The 17,425-nt window shown below is 57.6% G+C and carries 15 protein-coding genes; 7 read left to right on the top strand and 8 right to left on the bottom strand.

What is annotated here, in order from left to right; all coding sequences use genetic code 11:
• The first annotated feature begins 8 nt into the window (after positions 1 to 8).
• From FPB55_RS19285 to FPB55_RS19300, 4 genes are all read left to right on the top strand, one after another.
• Positions 9 to 1,226, top strand: a complete 1,218-nt coding sequence (locus FPB55_RS19285; RefSeq protein WP_144189066.1) for a DNA methyltransferase — start codon at positions 9 to 11, stop codon at positions 1,224 to 1,226.
• Positions 1,223 to 2,344, top strand: a complete 1,122-nt coding sequence (locus FPB55_RS19290) for a DUF262 domain-containing protein (RefSeq protein WP_144189068.1) — start codon at positions 1,223 to 1,225, stop codon at positions 2,342 to 2,344. The genes FPB55_RS19285 and FPB55_RS19290 overlap by 4 nt, the downstream gene beginning before the upstream one ends.
• Positions 2,337 to 3,035: an MAE_28990/MAE_18760 family HEPN-like nuclease gene (locus FPB55_RS19295; RefSeq protein WP_144189070.1), complete on the top strand. Its 699-nt coding sequence runs from the start codon at positions 2,337 to 2,339 to the stop codon at positions 3,033 to 3,035. The genes FPB55_RS19290 and FPB55_RS19295 overlap by 8 nt, the downstream gene beginning before the upstream one ends.
• Before the next feature lie 681 nt (positions 3,036 to 3,716).
• Positions 3,717 to 4,253: a Bro-N domain-containing protein gene (locus tag FPB55_RS19300; protein WP_144189072.1), complete on the top strand. Its 537-nt coding sequence runs from the start codon at positions 3,717 to 3,719 to the stop codon at positions 4,251 to 4,253.
• A gap of 563 nt (positions 4,254 to 4,816) precedes the next feature.
• On the opposite strand, the gene FPB55_RS19310 is transcribed toward FPB55_RS19300, so the two are convergent.
• The gene (locus FPB55_RS19310) at positions 4,817 to 5,056 is read right to left on the bottom strand and encodes a type II toxin-antitoxin system RelB/DinJ family antitoxin (protein WP_144189670.1); all 240 of its coding nucleotides are present in this window, start codon (positions 5,054 to 5,056) and stop codon (positions 4,817 to 4,819) included.
• A 322-nt stretch (positions 5,057 to 5,378) separates the two neighbouring features.
• Here FPB55_RS19310 and FPB55_RS19315 point away from each other — a divergent pair, with 322 nt between their 5' ends.
• Complete coding sequence (locus FPB55_RS19315; protein WP_144189074.1) at positions 5,379 to 5,681, top strand: helix-turn-helix domain-containing protein; 303 nt, start codon at positions 5,379 to 5,381, stop codon at positions 5,679 to 5,681.
• On the top strand, positions 5,681 to 6,904 hold the full coding sequence (locus FPB55_RS19320; RefSeq protein ID WP_144189076.1) for a type II toxin-antitoxin system HipA family toxin: 1,224 nt from the start codon (positions 5,681 to 5,683) through the stop codon (positions 6,902 to 6,904). Before FPB55_RS19315 ends, FPB55_RS19320 begins: the two co-directional genes overlap by 1 nt.
• A gap of 351 nt (positions 6,905 to 7,255) precedes the next feature.
• Here FPB55_RS19320 and FPB55_RS19325 read toward each other — a convergent pair whose 3' ends face one another.
• From FPB55_RS19325 to FPB55_RS19355, 7 genes are all read right to left on the bottom strand, one after another.
• Positions 7,256 to 8,140, bottom strand: a complete 885-nt coding sequence (locus FPB55_RS19325; protein ID WP_144189078.1) for a hypothetical protein — start codon at positions 8,138 to 8,140, stop codon at positions 7,256 to 7,258.
• Positions 8,141 to 8,235: 95 nt separating this feature from the next.
• Entirely contained in the window at positions 8,236 to 9,027 is a 792-nt protein-coding gene (locus FPB55_RS19330) for an IclR family transcriptional regulator (protein ID WP_144189080.1), read from the bottom strand.
• A gap of 60 nt (positions 9,028 to 9,087) precedes the next feature.
• On the bottom strand, positions 9,088 to 10,398 hold the full coding sequence (locus FPB55_RS19335) for an MFS transporter (RefSeq protein WP_144189082.1): 1,311 nt from the start codon (positions 10,396 to 10,398) through the stop codon (positions 9,088 to 9,090).
• 58 nt (positions 10,399 to 10,456) lie between these two features.
• Positions 10,457 to 11,605: a galactonate dehydratase gene (dgoD, locus tag FPB55_RS19340; protein WP_110679749.1), complete on the bottom strand. Its 1,149-nt coding sequence runs from the start codon at positions 11,603 to 11,605 to the stop codon at positions 10,457 to 10,459.
• 38 nt (positions 11,606 to 11,643) lie between these two features.
• Positions 11,644 to 12,264 carry a 2-dehydro-3-deoxy-6-phosphogalactonate aldolase gene (locus FPB55_RS19345; protein ID WP_144189084.1) on the bottom strand — a complete coding sequence of 207 codons (621 nt, stop codon included), beginning with the start codon at positions 12,262 to 12,264 and terminating at the stop codon, positions 11,644 to 11,646.
• 12 nt (positions 12,265 to 12,276) lie between these two features.
• Positions 12,277 to 13,251: a 2-dehydro-3-deoxygalactonokinase gene (locus FPB55_RS19350; protein ID WP_144189086.1), complete on the bottom strand. Its 975-nt coding sequence runs from the start codon at positions 13,249 to 13,251 to the stop codon at positions 12,277 to 12,279.
• 215 nt (positions 13,252 to 13,466) lie between these two features.
• A complete protein-coding gene (locus FPB55_RS19355; RefSeq protein WP_144189088.1) occupies positions 13,467 to 15,848 on the bottom strand; it encodes a glucose/quinate/shikimate family membrane-bound PQQ-dependent dehydrogenase in 2,382 nt (793 codons plus the stop codon).
• Positions 15,849 to 16,159: 311 nt separating this feature from the next.
• On the opposite strand from FPB55_RS19355, the gene FPB55_RS19360 reads away from it, so the two are divergent.
• Entirely contained in the window at positions 16,160 to 17,404 is a 1,245-nt protein-coding gene (locus tag FPB55_RS19360; RefSeq protein WP_144189090.1) for an OprD family porin, read from the top strand.
• The last annotated feature ends 21 nt before the right edge of the window (positions 17,405 to 17,425 follow it).

Here is a 17,425-nt window from a genome sequence, read left to right on the forward strand (position 1 = left end):
CAAGGCGAGTGAAACTCGCCTTTATTTTTATGTCAACTACTAATCCTAAACTTCAAACAAAACATGCAAAAAGCCTGTTCAAGTACTACGCAGGCTTTTCTGATGACTTTGTGATCAGCGCAATACAAAAAGAGCAAGAGCAGCTAAATCAAGATGCTTTAATTGTTCTAGACCCATGGAACGGTAGCGGCACAACTACTCATGCCTGCAACCAACTGGGTGTTAAGTCGATTGGGGTAGATAGAAATCCTGCAATGGCTGTATTTGCACAGGCCCGCGCAGCCTGTAACAGCAGTATAGAACAGATTTTAACAACACCAGCCTTACCTTCCAATGTGAGATCAGACGACCCTCTTTTAACTTGGTTTATGCCATCGAGCGCCAAACATATCAGGGGTATTGAAGAGGGGATAAAAAGTATCTCTACACCTGAGGGAAGAGCCCTTGGTTATATAGTGCTTTTTAACACCACAAAAAATCTATTAAAAAAATACCACACTAGCAACCCCACCTGGATCAAAAAACCCGAGCTCAAAAACCGTATTAGACCAAGCGCTCAACAAATACAACTTGAGTTCAATAGCATACGAAGCTCGCTAGCCTCTCATAAATTTCCTGAGCACAACTCAAGCAGCAAGTCAGTTATTGTAACAGGCGATTCCTGTAAACTTCCACTCGCAGATAGCAGCATCAATCTCACCATAACCTCCCCTCCTTATTGCACCCGCATTGACTATGCCATCGCAACCTCAATTGAACTAAGCGTGCTTTCGTGCAGCCAGCATAAATTTAGTGAACTTCGCGAAGCATTAATGGGAGCCACAACTGTAGTAGATGGTATCACTAGCAATTCGGCTTGGGGGAAAACGTGTCTTGATACACTTGATAGTATCCGAAAACATCCGAGTAAGGCTTCTAGCGGATACTATACAAAAAATTTCATTCGCTATTTTGACTCGCTTTTCAGGTCGATATGTGAGATAACGCGAGTTACAAAAGCTCAAGGAAGATGCCACATGGTAATTCAAGACTCATACTACAAAGAGATTCACATAGACTTGCCAATCATCGCTAGCGAAATGTTTATATTCAACGGATGGAGCCTTGATTGTAAAACAGACTTTATTTCAACCAGAAATAAAGCAACAATCAATAGCAAATCAAAAAAATACAAAGCAAATAAAAAAGCTACAGAAAGCGTGATAACTTTAAGGAAAGACAAATGAAAGTAGATGGAAGCAAGCTAATCCTTTCTGTAGACGAAAAGATAGCTCACGTCAGAACTAGATCTCTTGACGTTTCATTTAACGAAATCTTAGACATGTATGAAAATGGAGAATTGATAATCTCTCCTGAGTATCAACGACTTTTTAGATGGAGCGAAGGCAATCAATCTCGATTTATCGAGTCATTGCTACTTGAACTACCGATCCCTCCAATTTTTGTTATCGAACGTGAAGACAATGTTTACGAATTGATAGATGGGCTCCAGCGCATATCGAGCTATTTACATTTTCGCGGAGCCTTGAACAACGAAGAAGCCAATCCAGGGCACTTTAAGTTGATCGACTGCGATGTAGTTGCAGAGCTCAATGGCTTTTCATATGAGGACCTGCCTTCCTCATTGAAAATAAAATTAAAACGTAATTTTATTCGCCTTGAAGTTATTCGCAAGGAAAGCGACCAGCGTTTACGTTACTACATGTTTAAACGTCTAAACACTGGCGGTGAGAATTTATCTGACCAAGAGCTTCGAAACTGCACAATCAGATTGCTATCCCCAATTTTCAACGATTTCATTATAAAACTCAGTAGTTTAGACTCCTATCAGGCCTGCATAGATTCAATATCTACTGAGAAGAAAAATGAAAAATATGATCAAGAGCTAGTTCTCCGTTATTTTGCATTCAAGAATGACATCGAGAACTATTCACATGACATCGGCGACTTCCTTACTGAATACATGGAGTCTGTCTCAGACCCTGAAAAGCCGCTGTCGTTTGATTACCAGCAAGAAGAACTTCAGTTCAAAACTGTCTTTGCCATTCTAAAAGAGACCCTGGGAAATTACGCTTTCTCGCCAAAAAACGAGAATGGCAATTGGATTGATCGATTCCAATCGCTTCACTTTGAAGCAGTTTCGCTAGGATTGGAGAAAGCACTAAGCACTCTCGACCAAAGCTCACTTGACCATCAAAAGCTTAAACAAGTTTTTAACAACATAAAAGAAGACAAGGACTTCAAAAAGCTTACTACTGGGGGAGGAAAAAATTACAAGAAGCAGCTAAAGGAAAGAATTGACTTCGTTTGGAATAGCATACTGAAAGGCATGAGTGATGCGTAAGCTTGAGGTTGAAGATATTGCATCTCAGCTTGAAATCGAAAGCGCTTGGAGGCGTGCTGAATACACTCAAATCAAAAATGCCCTCTATAATAACTCAGATAGCGAAGAGCACAAGGAGAGCTTCAACAAATCTCTTCTCCTTCTCCTATACTCTAACTACGAAGGGTTTTGCAAAAGCGCGTTCGCTATATATATAGATGGCATTAATAGCTTAAATCTAAAACGAAAGCATGTGACCAGCCCCATCCGCGCATCTTCGTTGCAGTCTGTATTTGATGCATACGACCAGCTAGATAGGAAAGGAAAAATATTTAAACAGATACTTCCAGATGATACGGCCCTACACCGTCTCTGTCGACGAGCGGAATTTATTGACAGCTTGACAGATTTCAACGAGGCCGTAGTCAGGCTTGACCCTGACAAAATAACAGATGCGGAATCAAACCTCAGACCGCACGTGCTTAAAAAAATCCTCTATAAGTCCGGACTTAACATTGACTCTATTAATGCCTATGAGTCGTTACTATCAAGAGTCGTAAACGTCAGAAATGCTATCGCACATGGAGCGCAGCGACGAGGGATAACACTTATAGATTACGAGGCTTACGAATCAGCAATCCACCAGACTGAAGACTGCGTGAGAAACATAATCATTAACGCAGTCAATATATCCGAATATTTACAACACTAGATCAACCCATCATTATTAGTAGCGCGGCAGAAACTTTATACATTTCCCATGCAATAGTTCTGCCAGCGCCCTCCCCGCATTGACTCCATATTTAAATAGTCACTATCATTCCTCATAGCCAACTTCAAATACACCCAGGGGACCAACCACTCAGATCAAGCAACTTTCCTTAGCCTAAGATCGAACATGCACTAAATAGAATAGATCGAGCACCACTGCAGCCTGGCATCATGAGAGCAGTAAACCAAAAAATCCTGCACATTCTGAAAATTTCCAACTCATACAAAACCTATCCTAGCGAATAATCCAAATACATCTCAAATTTCAGAATAATCCTACATCAGGATCAATGGCCGCAGCGCAGTTTTTGACCTATTCTACATACGGCGCCTAAGAAACGCCTCACGTAGCGGTCAATCCGCCCCGACAGATGCGGCTTTTTTGTGCCTGTGGTCTAATCCTGCGCGCAGAAAACGTGTTATGTCGGGAGCGGACTAATACAAGACCCGCAAGGGGAATACGTCCGGTCCGCTACGTGGGATTTCTTAGCTCCCGACACCCAGCCCTAAGAAAGCTGAAATCACGTAGAGGTAAAGGAAATGCCTAGCAAGCCTTGCAATGCCGTACTCTCTGTACGTACGTCTCAACTGCTCAACTCTTCCAAGACTGCGGAGGCCAGCCATGACTAACCTCCATACCCCCACCCTCTTCACCCGCCACAACCGCCCACTCCACGCTCTCTGGCTCGAATCCCAAGCGTGGTTCTGCGCCCACGAACTCGGCCGGCTAAGCGCTCGCTTTTTCGACGAACACTGCATCCGCAAACTCGACCCGGACCAGTACCGCACCGTGCGGCTGCTGCGCTATGGGCAGTACCAGGAAACCACGCTGGTCAGCGAGTCCGGGGCCTATACCTTGCTGGCGCATCATCATGTTCCGGAGAACCGCCATCTGCGTTGGTGGCTGACCCATGAGGTGGTGGCGCTGCTGCGGGATGGGCAGGTGGATGGGGAAGCAGATACGCCGCGGCTTGGGCGCATGTGCTGGCCTGGAGGGCGGACGGCGACGTTGCTGTATTGGCAGAGTGAGCCGTGGGTGAGGATGCGGGATATGCCGGTGGTGATGGCGGCTGAAAGTGATGAGGTAACGCCGCTGCTGAAACGCAGGATCAACTGGAAGGAATGTGCTCAGCGGGCTCTCAGGTTGCATGGGGTGTAGCTGACCTGTGACGGAACTGTGGGAGCGGGCTTGCCCGCGAACACCGGCGAAGCCGGTGCCAGACACCGCGTCGCCTGCTTCGCGGGACAAGCCCGCTCCCACAGGAACTGCGTATCGCCAAAGTCTGACTTATCCTGCAATGCAATGATCGATGGCAAGACCAGCTCCTACAGGTATCACGAAAGCCTTTAGCAAACGGGGATCTTGTGGGAGCGGGTTTACCCGCGAACACCGGCGACGCGGTGCCAGACACCGCGTCGCTTGCTTCGCGGGCACGCCCGCTCGCACAGGAATTGCGTATCGCCAAAGTCTGACTAATCCTGCAATGTAATCATCGATGGCAAGACTAGCTCCTACAGGTATCACGAAAGCCTTCAGCAAACGGGGATCCTGTGGGAGCGGGCTTGCCCGCGAACACCGGCGAAGCCGGTGCCAGGCACCGCTTCGCGGGACAAGCCGGATCGCCGCACCGCCGCTCCTACAGATTTTGCGAATGTAGTAGTGCTACGCGAACCCTGACACCCAGTTTCTCCCATTCTTCTAACGCGCATGAATCGAAGTGGCTATAGGTCATCCAGCTGGACCCTCACGCGCTGCGGAGCGGCAAGTCGCTCTCTCACAATCGCAATCAGGTCTTCGTCTTCCTCAGTCATCAGGACGGGTCGAAAAGGTAGCTTGCCTCGGTCGGCCACATACTGCAGGGCCTGACGCATGAGTTCGGACGGCGTTACGCCAAGCCGTTCGAGCTCCTGATAGGCGCGGGCTTTAAGCTCGTCATCGACGCGGATATTGATGGACGCTATGGGACGACCCTCCCTGTAAAGACATTCGTCATTACAATGCATTTATCTCAGCTATTGAGCAACTGCTGTCCGTCTTTCAGAACTCCAGGAATGACGGGCCTGCATGGCACCGGCTATGCCGGTGTTCGCGGGCACGCCCGCTCCCACAGGTTTTGCGTATCGCCCAAGGCATGGATGTGCCGACACTGTGGGGGTTGATTACGCCGCGCGCCATCAGCGAGCCTCTACTCATTCACCACCTCGAAATCGGACGCTCTTCGAATCATAAGAGCTGCTATAGTGGTTTTTAAACCGTATAAGCACTGTCTTAGCAGGTCTTAAAATGAATGTTTTTCCTTTGGCATGTGCCGACAGGCTAATGAAGATAGGGCTTCTGGCGAAAACAAGGCGTCTTGAACGTAAAATTCGCCAAAAAGACTTGGCAGCCCAATCCGGATTGTCCATTACTACCCTTGCCAAGATCGAATCAGGTACGCCTACCGTAGAGATGCGCAGCTACATGATCGCGCTGTGGCACCTGGGCTTGCTGGACGAGGTATTCCAGGACGTGCCGATGTCCGCACCCGCTTCCTTCGCAACCGAGCACAGGGTACGCCTCAAGAGCGTGACCGGGGATGATTTCTGATGACTGTCATCTACCTTTACATGCAGATGCCAGGCTCGCTGGAAGTGCGCACCATCGGGCGGTTGAGCGTAGAGAACAACGTAGGCGAGTTCGTCTATAACCCGGCACATGTCGAAGCAGGTGGTTGGGTACCTGATGCGTCGCGCTACCCGCTTCGAACGCAACCTTATGAACGCATTACCAAGAACCGGGGTATCCCTGGGTTTATCCGGGACGCGGCCCCTGATGGCTGGGGCGAGCGCTTGGTTGCGCGAGAGCATGGTGACCAGCAAGATGCCATTGGCTTCATTTTGAGATCACCAAACCACGACCGCACGGGCAACCTCATGGCTGGCGCCGGCCGTAAACCTCCTACAGGTATCGGCCAGGCCGGCCTGGGTAAGATCACCCAGCTGGACGCCTTCATACAATTTGCGGATGGCGTGCAGGGTGGATTCCCGCACAACACCGATAAAGCCACCAAAGCAACCTTGCAGCAGCGCTCGTCACTGGGCGGGGCTCGTCCCAAATGCACGCTGATGAATGAAAACAGGCTGCTGCTGGCCAAGCCGCGCGACCGCTACGATACCTACGATGTGCCGGCACTCGAACATGCATGCATGACATTCGCAGCGAGCAAGGGCATGAACGTAGCGCAGGTGCAGTTGCATCGGGGGCGGGTCAACACATTGCTGGTCGAACGCTTCGACCGGTCGCCAGCTGGCGACGGACATTTCTACCGCGTCCCCATGTTGAGCGGTTTGACGTTACTCGACAGTGACTGGAACAACCAGATGAGCTGGGCACAGGAATGGCACTATGGCTTGCTGGCAGACGAAATGAGCCGGCGCGGCGTGCCTCACAGTGACCTTCAGGAGCTTTTCAAACGCATCTGCTTCAACATTCTGGTCGGCAATGATGATGACCACCCCAAGAATGTAGCTGTGCTTTTCTTGAATGGCAGTTGGCGGCTGTCACCCATGTATGACGTGCTGCCAACGACCGAAGGGGCTGCGCCCTCCAGCCTGGCCATGGGCATCGGGAGTTTCGGAAAGGAACTGTCGCGGCGCAATCTGCTCAGCCAGGTAGGCCACTATGGCCTGTCTCACGCTCAGGCGGAATCCATCATTGATGAGGTGGCTGGATGGGAAGCTGAATTGGCGGCCCATTATCGGCGGTACTTGCAGCCGGCAGAACTGGAGCAGGCATTGGTTGCCATAGGCGCTGATAAGCTGCGCACTTGATTCTGCCGAGATAAGGCAGAGTGACAAGAGACCTCGCCCACGCCGACAGGAGGGGTACGGCACACTCAGTTGCCATGTGCCGGGACTGGACTTGCCAGTCTGAGTGGTCGTGGACGAGATCGGTTTGAGTATCGATTGATTCAGGAAAAAACCAATCCTTTGCAAAAGTCGCCGAAGACTCACCAGCTGGGCTCAGCGTCCGTAGCTCCCAAAAAAACAATCATTAATCAAAAACCGACTTGATAATGGAAATACGGAAATTATCAACGGCGGGCTGGGGGCGCGCTGCGCCCCTTTTCGACCGGTCCGGCGCCCGGCAAGGCCGCTCCTGAGAGGGATCCTGGCAGGGCGTCAGGCGGTGGCAGAGGCCTGCTTTGCTTCAAGCAGGTTATGCAGGGTATTGAGGAACAGGTCGAAGCTCATGATGCCGCTCCCCGCGGTGGACAGCACGGTCCTGCCGCTTTCGTCCTTGATCACCACCAGTTCGCTCCAGGCACTGAGATCGATGCTGCGCAGGCTGGTCATGGGCACCTTGATGCCTTCGACTTCCAGGGCATCACGGGTGACCCGGAGAGGTTTGGTCGTGACATTGAGGAAGTTGCCGCTGACACGCTTGCCCCACACCTGGCCAGTGCCGATGTAGTTGAATTGCACTGTACCGCCCTGCGAAAGGGTGGCCATGGCTTGGGGCAGGCGTTCGTTCAGGTGCAGCTCGCGCACCAGGTCAATGAACTTGTACAGGCCCTTGAGGTGGGCATTGACGCGCCGGAACGCTTCGCTGTCGTTGCGGCGGTACGCCAGGTTGTTGACCAGGCCGGCAGCAGCTGTCTGACCAGAGGCGAACAGGTACAGGTCTTCCATCTCGCTGAACGGCAAGTAATCGCGCTCGCTGCCGATCACCTGGCAGATCCCTTTTTCATACACCTCATAACGGGCGCCGCGCAGCTTCTTCTGCCAAAGGGCCAGGCCGAACATGCTCAACCCAAGGGCCAGCAGCAAACCAATGGTGAAGTAGAAGATCTGTATCGGGCCGCTGAAATGCAGCGTGGTGCCACGTCGTGTTTGCAGTTCGACCGGGCCGCTAACGTCCGTCGAGACGATGGTGCTGAGGTAGCCGACAAAAGCCGCGAGGCCCACACAGATGATGCCGAGGGTGATCAAGCTGACGATCAGCGCCTTGCCATAACCAAAACTGCCGAGCAGCTTGCCGGCGGACGTGACTGGGGTGGGTTGCATGGTGAAGCCTCCTTGCTTGGGGAAATGGACGTCATGTCATTGTTGGCGCTCAGACACCAATTGTTGCGCGTAGTTCAGTGCCAACACGGTTCAGGCTAGTGCTTTAGCCCAAGCTCTGCCGAAAGCCGCGCGGTCACGCCTTTGACCACCGGTACCAGCTCGCGCATCTTCTCCTCGGGCATATAGGGCACTGTGCTGGCCACACTGATTCCCGCCACGATCCGCCGGCTGGCATCGCGTACCGGCGCAGCCACGCAGCGGATCGACGGCTCGTTGTCCTCCAGGTCGAAGGCATACCCCCCCTTCACATACTCGACCATGCGCTGCTCGAACTGCGCCCAGGTCTGCTCGGCGTGGTGCGGCCAGAACGCGTTTTTGCCACCTGTCGGCAGGCTGGTTTCATACAACCTCTGCCACTCGGCCGGGGTGTCGTCGAGCATCAGCGCCTTGCCGATACCCGTGCGCGCCAGCGGCATGCGGTGGCCGACCCGGGAGCGCATCTCCGGGCCGTTGCGCCCCGGGGTCTTGTGCAGGTACAGCACCTCATCGCCTTCGCGGATTGCCAGGTGGATGGTGTCGCCGGTCAACGCCGACAGCTCGTCGAGGTACGGCCCGGCAAGGGTCACCAGCGGCAGCTCTTCTCGGGCCTGGAAGCCGAGTTCGATCAGCTTGGGTCCAAGCAGGTAACCGACCTGGGGCACCACGCGCAGGTAGCGCTCGTCAACCAGGCAACTGACCAGGCGGTGGGTGGTGCTGCGGGTGGTGCCGATGTGCTGGGCGATGTCCTTGAGGTCGCGCGCGCCTGCGGCCACGGCCTGCACAACGGCCAGGCCGCGCAGCAGGGTCTGGGTGCCGGTAGGGGCGGTTTTGGTAGGGTCTTCCTGCATGTGCGGCCTTTATCGAAGTGCGAATGGGCGGGCGACATTATGTTCACCCGCAGGGCGCGGCTACAACTCGATGCGCTCGACCTTGCCGACCAGCAGGATGTACGACAGCGCGCCAAGCAGGGCCAGCGCGGCGATGTAAGTGATCGCCGGGGCGAACGAAGCGCCGCTGGCAAGGAAGCCGATCACGATGGGTGTGACGATCGCCGACAAGTTGCCGATGAAGTTGAACACCCCGCCGGTCAGCCCGAGCAGGCGCGCGGGGGCCAGGGTCGAAACCAGCGACCAGGTGATCGAGGCCAGGCCGTTACCGAAGAACGCCAGCGCCAGGAAGGCAATCACCAGCGGGGTGGAGTCGACGAAGTTGGCGCCAATGATGGCGGTGGAAATCAACAGGCCGCTGATGATCGGCAGCCTGCGCGCAAGGCCCACGCTGGCCCCACGGCGGATCAGCCAGTCGGAGAAAAAGCCCGAGCACAGCACCCCGACAAAGGCGGCGAGAAACGGCAGCGAGGCCAACATGCCGGACTTGATGAAGTCCATGCCGCGGTACTTCACCAGGTAGGTGGGGAACCAGGTGAGGAAGAACCACAGTGTCGAATTCAGGCAGAACTGGCCGAGGTAAATGCCCCAGAGCTTGCGCTGTGTCAGCACGATGCCCAGGTCGGCCCAGCTGAACCTGGCCTTGGTCTTGGCCTGCTCCTGCTGGATATCCACCAACCCGCCACCTTCGCGGATCAGTTCGATCTCGGCCTCATTGGCACCCTTGAAATCGCGCGGTTCGCGATACACCGCGTACCAGATCACGCCCCAGAGAATGCCCACCGCACCCGTGGCGACGAACACCATGTGCCAGCCGAACGCATGCTGCAGCCAGGCCAGCACCGGGGTCAGGAATGCCAGGCCGACGAACTGCCCGGAGGTGTAGAAGCCAATGGCCGTGGCCCGCTCCCGCTCGGGGAACCACGTGGTGACCACGCGGCTGTTGATCGGGTAGGCCGGCGCCTCCAAGGCGCCGACCGCCATGCGCAGCACGAACAGCGCGATGAAGCTGGCGGCGAAACCGAGCATCACCGTGGCCAGCGACCACAGCACCAGCGCCACGGTATACAGAATGCGCGGCGGTACGCGGTCGACCAGCCAGCCGCCTGGGATTTGCATGGCAGCGTAGGTCCAGCCGAACGCCGAGAACACCAGGCCGACGTGAATCGGGTCGATGCCCAACTCGCTGGTCAAGGCCGGTGCTGCAATCGACAGATTGCTGCGGTCCAGGTAGTTGATCACCACCGTGATGAACAGCAGCACCATGATGAAAAAGCGCTTGCGGCTGGGCGCCGACAGGGTCGCCTGCCGGGTAAGGGTATGCGGGTGCATGAGCAGTGCCTCTTGTTATGGTTATTGAGGTCGTTTCAACGCAGTTGGGGCCAGGCAGTCACCACTCGGCAAAGCTGCCATCGGCGTGGCGCCACACCGGGTTGCGCCAGCGGTGGCCGACAGCGGCGCGCTCGATCACGTACTCCTCGTTGATCTCGATGCCCAGGCCAGGGCCGTTGGGGATCTTGACCATGCCCTGCTGGTAGTCGAACACGCCGGGGTCGCGCACATAGTCGAGCAGGTCGTTGCTCTCGTTGTAATGAATGCCCAGGCTCTGCTCCTGGATGAAAGCGTTGTAGCAGGCAGCGTCGAGCTGCAGGCAGGCCGCCAGGGCGATCGGGCCCAGCGGGCAGTGCAGCGCCAGGGCGACGTCGTAGGCCTCGGCCATGTTGGCGATCTTGCGGGTTTCGGTGATGCCGCCGGCATGCGACGCATCGGGCTGGATGATGTCGACGTAGCCTTCGCTGAGCACGCGCTTGAAGTCCCAGCGCGAGAACAGCCGCTCACCCAGGGCAATCGGCGTGCTGGTCAGCGGCGCCAGTTCTTTCAACGCCTCGTAGTTTTCACTGAGCACCGGTTCTTCGATGAACATCAGCTTGTAAGGGTCGAGTTCCTTCATCAGCACCTTGGCCATGGGCTTGTGCACGCGGCCATGGAAGTCCACGCCAATGCCCACGTTCGGCCCTACCGCATCGCGCACGGCAGCGACGTTGGCCAACGCCTGGTCGACCTTGTCGAAGGTGTCGAGGAACTGCAGTTCCTCGGTGCCGTTCATCTTCACGGCGGTGAAACCACGTGCCACGGCCTCTTTTGCCGCTTGCGCGGTGTCAGCGGGTCGATCACCGCCGATCCACGAATACACGCGGATCTTGTCGCGCACCTGGCCGCCGAGCAGGTCGCTGACCGACACACCCAGCGCCTTGCCCTTGATGTCCCACAACGCCTGGTCGATACCCGCCAGGGCGCTCATGTGGATGGCACCACCACGGTAGAAGCCGCCGCGGTAGAGCACGGTCCAGATATCCTCGATGTTGCGCGGGTCCTTGCCGATCAGGTAATCGGACAGTTCCTCGACCGCGGCAGCCACGGTGTGGGCCCGGCCCTCGACAACAGGCTCGCCCCAGCCGGTGACGCCCTGATCGGTTTCGACCTTGAGGAAGCACCAGCGCGGCGGAACGATGAAGGTGGTCAGCTTGGTAATTTTCATCTGCTTGTCTCTCTTGTTGGATGCAGTGCAGGGCCGGCTCAGCGCAGGCTCTGCCAGGCGCTCACGTAAGCCTTGGCAGCGGCCTCGACCTGTTCAGGGGTCATGCCTGGCTTGTACAGGCCGGAGCCCAGGCCGAAGCCCCGGGCGCCAGCGGCATGGAACTGCTGCAGGTTGCTGGGGGTGATGCCGCCGACCGGCGCCAGCACGGTGCCGGCGGGCAGCACGGCCAGCCAGGCCTTGACCACCGCCGGGCCCAGTTGCTCGGCCGGGAACAGCTTGAGCACGTCGGCCCCTTGCGCCAGGGCGGCAAAGGCTTCGGTCGGTGTGGCGACGCCCGGTGCCAGGTACAGGCCTGCCGCCTTGGCAGCACGCAGTACAGCTGGGTCGCTGTGGGGCATGACGATCAGCTGGCCGCCCGCCTCTTTCACCTGCGCGACCTGGGCCGGCGTCAGCACGGTACCTGCACCGATCAGGCAATCGGCAGGCAGGGTGCGACGCAGCAGGCGGATACTGGCGAACGGGTCAGGCGAATTGAGCGGTACTTCGATGATGCGAAAGCCGGCGCTGTAGAGCACTTCGCCAACCGCAGCCGCTTCATGCAGTTGCAAACCGCGCAGAATCGCAATCAGGCCGTTGTGTGCCAATGCTTGTTCGAGCATGTCGAGCTCCCTTCAGGATGAATGAACCAGGCCGGCGGCAAGCGCCAGTTGCCAAAGACCGCGCTCGGTGGCCTGCTCGGCGACACTCACATGGGTGAAGCCGCATGCCTGCAGGGCCCGGCTGTAACGCGCGCACAGCGGGCCGTTGCCGATCAGCAGGATTTCCGGCAGGTGCACACTGTGGCGCCGCTGGCGCTGCAGTTTGGCCAGGGCTGAAAGTTCATGGCCGATCAGGAGACCCGACAAGTAATCGGGCTGGGCGCTGGCGCTCAGCTCACCGGTCAGGCCCAGGGTACGGGCGCTGAACAGGGTGGACAGCGGGCCTATCTCCCCCTCGGCGGAGCAGGCGGCCTGCACACCGAAGTCGAAGGCTGGCGCATCGAACGCGGCGCCGCGCTGCTGGGTACGGCCAAGGATGCTGTGCGCGCTGAGCACGGCGAAAATCTCGCCGGTCATGAAGGTATCGAAGTGGACGATGCAGCCATCGACAACCTCTACCCATTTCGAATGACTGCCGGGCAGGCCGATGAGCAGGTCATCGGTATTCACCCCAAGCAGTGCGCCCAGCACCTGCGTCTCTTCACCCCGCATGACATTGGGCAGGCGCGCGTGCTGGATCACGCCGGGCACGATATGCACCTCGACGCCGCGAAGGCTGCCGACAGTTTGCAGCGCGCCACCGAGGCTGGCGACGTTGGCCGGGGTTTCGCGGTACGCGGCCTCGCGCCAGCCCTGGGCGCTGCCGACCATGCCACAGGCAATCACGGGCAGCCCGGGCTGGGCGTCGAGCCAATCGCCACAGGCCTCGTCGAATGCCAGTTCGAAACCGTCATTGCAAAGTTGGCCGTTGATCAGGCGCGGGGCTTTTGGCAAGTGCATGATGCCGCTGGGCAGGGTGCGCACATCCAGCACCCGGCCTTGCGCGGCGAGTTTGTAAGCACGAAGGGAGGTGGTTCCCCAGTCGAGCGCGATCAATTGCGCCTGCATCGCTTCACCTGTTCTGTTTTTGGCAGTGAGTGAGGCGACTATAAACTTGGGCGAAGGAAAATTCCAATATGTAAAACATAATCCCATATATAGGGATGTAGACTTCGTCTTGTGGGAGGTCACTGGGTCGCGACATGCCCGCCATCAAAAAAGCCCGTGAAACCAAGCGCCGGCCGCGCGGTGCTCGATCTCACAGGCCTTGAACCTGCCGCCGCTTACTCCGGCAGGGCAAACGCCATCACATAGTCCCCTTGCCGGGTACCCAACGAGCCATGCCCACCGGCCATCACCAGCACGTACTGGCGACCATCCTTGCCGGTGTAGGTCATAGGCGTGGTCTGCGCACCTGCCGGCAGGCGCCCTTCCCAAAGCACCTTGCCATCGCGCACGTCATAAGCACGCAGGTACTGGTCGAGGGTGCCGCTGAGGAACGCCAGGCCGCTGGCGGTGGTGAAGCTTCCGCCCAGGCTCGGCACGCCCATGGTCAGTGGGATCGGAATGGGCGAGCTGTCACGTACGGTGCCGTTCTTGTGCTTCCAGATCACCTTGTGAGTGGTCAGGTCCACTGCGGCCACATAGCCCCAGGCCGGTGCCTGGCAAGGCAGCCCCAGCGGCGACAGGAAAGCGCCCATGATCACGCCATAAGGCGCGCCCTTGTTGGCCTGGATGCCCTCGGTTTCACTCTTGCGCGCCGGCTGCCCGGCGATTTTCGAGGCAGGCACCAACTGCGACTTGAAGGCCATGTAGCTGGGGTTGACGAAGGCGATCTGGCGCACCGGGTCGACCGAAATGCCACCCCAGTCGAACACACCGAAGTTGCCTGGGTAGACCAGCGAGCCCTGCAGCGATGGCGGGGTGTAGATGCCGTCATAGCGCAGCGAACGGAAGTCGATGCGGCACAGCATCTGGTCGAACGGCGTTACGCCCCACATGTCTCGCTCACGCAGGGTGGGCGGCATGAAATTGAGCTCGGACATCGGCTGGGTCGGTGCGGTGTGATCACCTTCCACGGCGCCTTGCGGTACCGGGGTTTCGTGGATGGGCACCAGCGGCTGACCGTTGCTGCGGTCCAGCACGTAGATGCTGCCCTGCTTGGTCGATGCCATTACCGCAGGCTTGATGCCTTCGGCGGTCTTGATGTCGACCAGGCTCGGCTGGCCACCGACATCCATGTCCCACAAGTCGTGATGGGTGAACTGGTAGTTCCAGCGCACCTTGCCAGTGGCGATGTCCAGGGCCACCAGGCCGGCACTGAATTTCTCCGCCTCTGGCGTGCGGTTGCCGCCCCACTGGTCGGGCATCTGGTTGCCCATGGGCAGGTACAGCAGGCCGAGCTTCTCATCGGCGCTGATCACCGACCACACGTTTGGAGAGTTGCGGGTGTAGAACTGGCCGTCACTGATCGGCGCGGTGGCGTCGGGGTTGCCGCTGTCCCAGTTCCACACCAGCTGGCCGGTGATCGCATCGTAGGCGCGGACGACGCCGGACGGCTCGTCGGTGGAAACGTTATCGGTGACATGACCGCCAAGTATCACCAGGCCGCCGGCCACGGTGGGTGGCGAAGTGGAGTAATAGCCACCGGGGGCGAAGCTGCCGATGTTGCGGGTAAGGTCGATCTGGCCGTTGTCGCCAAAGCCGGCGCACTGTTGGCCGGTATCGGCATCCAGCGCGATCAGGCGGGTGTCGGCGGTGGGTACGTAAATGCGCTTGGCGCAGGCCTGCCCTTGCGCGGGGCTCGCTTGCGAGCTGGCCGTGTCGTAATAGGCCACGCCGCGGCAGGTCATGTGCGCCCAGCCTTTGAAGTTGGCCGCATTCTGCGTGCTGAGCTTGGGATCGAAACGCCAGATCTCCTTGCCGCTGTCGGGGTCCAGGGCAATCACCTGGCTATGCGGGGTGCATACGTAGAGCTTGCCGCTGACTTTCAGCGGGGTGTTTTCCGCCGTGGTCTCGCCCGGGTCGTTTGGCCCGGGGATATCACCGGTGCGGTAGGTCCAGGCCAGCTTGAGCTTGCCCACATTCTGCGGGGTGATCTGCTTGAGTGGCGAGTAACGGTCGCCAAACTCGGTACGCCCGTAGGACTGCCAGTCACCGTCAGGCATTGCCGGTGCCGTGCTGGTGGTGCCTGCCGTGTCACGGTCCAGGCGGCCGACCACGGTGTCGGGCTGGGTGAACTGGCTGGCCAGCGCCATCAGGCCCGCGGCCGCCACGCCCACACTCAATACCCCTGTACCGAGGGGATAAGGCTGGCCCTGCGTCAATGGCCTGCGTAGCCAAGGCAATAACAACACCAGGCCAAGGACGAACCAGAGGGCCAGCCGGGGGACCAGTTGCCACCAGTCCAGGCCCACCTCGACCAACGACCAGAGCGAACTCAGCAACAGCACGACGCCATAAACGCTCAATGCCTCACGTCGGCCAGCCAGCAACAAGGCTGCAGTAATCGCCAAGCCAATGCCGGCCAGCAGGTAATACAGCGAACCGCCAAGGGTTGCCAGTTTGATGCCGCCGGCCAGCAAGGCCATGCCCATCAGCAAAAAAACCACGCCTAGCAATCTGGGCAGCAAGCGTGAGGGGTGTGAAGCACGGGTGGTGCTCATCGGTGAAATCTCCGTTTCCATGGGTCTGAATCGATAAGACATTCAGCAACGAAGAATAGTATTACTAAATAATTCTGCGACAAACTGACGCACCCGAGGCAGTGCGTTGCGACAAATGCAACAATTCGCGGGCAGTCGTAGTATGACCAATTGTTATTGCGAGCCCGAACTAGAGCCTGCGCTTGAGCGCTCACCGTTGAAAGTGGCTAAATGCTGGCGGCCAACGCCGTTGACAGCGGGTTTTTCACTTGTTAAAAAAGCCGCAGTTGTACGACAACACATAACAAAAACAACATCAGCGGAAGCAACCCATGTCGAAAATCTGCCACACCACCCTCCCCTGTGCGCTGCTTGGCGCCAGCCTGCTCAGCTGCCTGCCGGGCACCAGCCTTGCCCAAGGTTTCATCGAAGACAGCAAAGCCGTGCTGGGCCTGCGCAACTTCTATATCAACCGCAACTTCACCAACCCCGCCAACCCGCAAGGCAAAGCCGAAGAATGGACCCAGAGCGTGATCCTCGATGCCCGTTCCGGTTTCACCGAGGGCCCGGTGGGTTTTGGCGTGGACGTGCTGGGGCTGTGGTCGGTGAAGCTCGATGGCGGGGGCGGCACCTATGGCACCGGGCTGCTGCCACGCCACGACGATGGGCGGCCGGCGGATGACTTTGGCCGGCTTGCCGTGGCGGGCAAGGCGCGCATTTCGAAAACCGAACTGAAGATCGGCGAATGGATGCCGGTACTGCCTATTCTGCGCGCGGACGACGGGCGTTCACTGCCGCAAACATTGCGTGGCGGGCAGGTCACGTCCAACGAGATTGCCGGGCTGACCGTGTACGGCGGCCAGTTCCGCGCCAACAGCCCGCGCAACGACGCCAGCATGGAGGACATGAGCTACGGCGGCGCGGTGTCGGACCGCTTCAACTTCGTCGGGGGCGAGTACAGGTTCAACCAGGAGCGCACCCTGGTGGGGCTGTGGAATGCGGTGCTCAAGGACGTGTACCAGCAGCAATACCTGCAGCTGAGCCACAGCCAGCCGCTCGGCGACTGGACCCTGGGCGCCAACCTGGGTTATTTCCAGGGCGATGACGACGGTTCCAGACGCGCTGGCGAGCTGGACAACAAGACGTACTCGGGGATGTTCTCCGCCAAATACGGCGGCAGCACCTTCTGGGTCGGGCTGCAGAAGGTCGATGGCGATACCTGGATGCGGGTCAATGGCACCAGTGGCGGAACCCTGGCCAATGACAGCTACAACGCCAGCTTCGACAACGCCAACGAACGCTCATGGCAGGTGCGCCATGACTTCAACTTCGTCACCGTCGGCGTGCCGGGGCTGACCTTGATGAACCGCTACATCAGCGGCCGCGACGTGCACAGCGGGGTGGTGACGGATGGCAAGGAATGGGTGCGTGAGACTGAACTGGCGTATGTGATCCAGAGCGGAGCGTTCAAGGATTTGAGTGTGAAATGGCGCAATTCGTCGATTCGGCGGGACTACAGCAATAACGAGTTCGATGAGAACCGGTTGATTTTCAACTACCCGTTGTCATTGCTGTAAGGCTTTACGCCGCTCATTTCG

This window comes from Pseudomonas sp. BJP69 (genome assembly GCF_007633355.1).
In the GTDB taxonomy this organism is placed as follows: domain Bacteria; phylum Pseudomonadota; class Gammaproteobacteria; order Pseudomonadales; family Pseudomonadaceae; genus Aquipseudomonas; species Aquipseudomonas juntendi.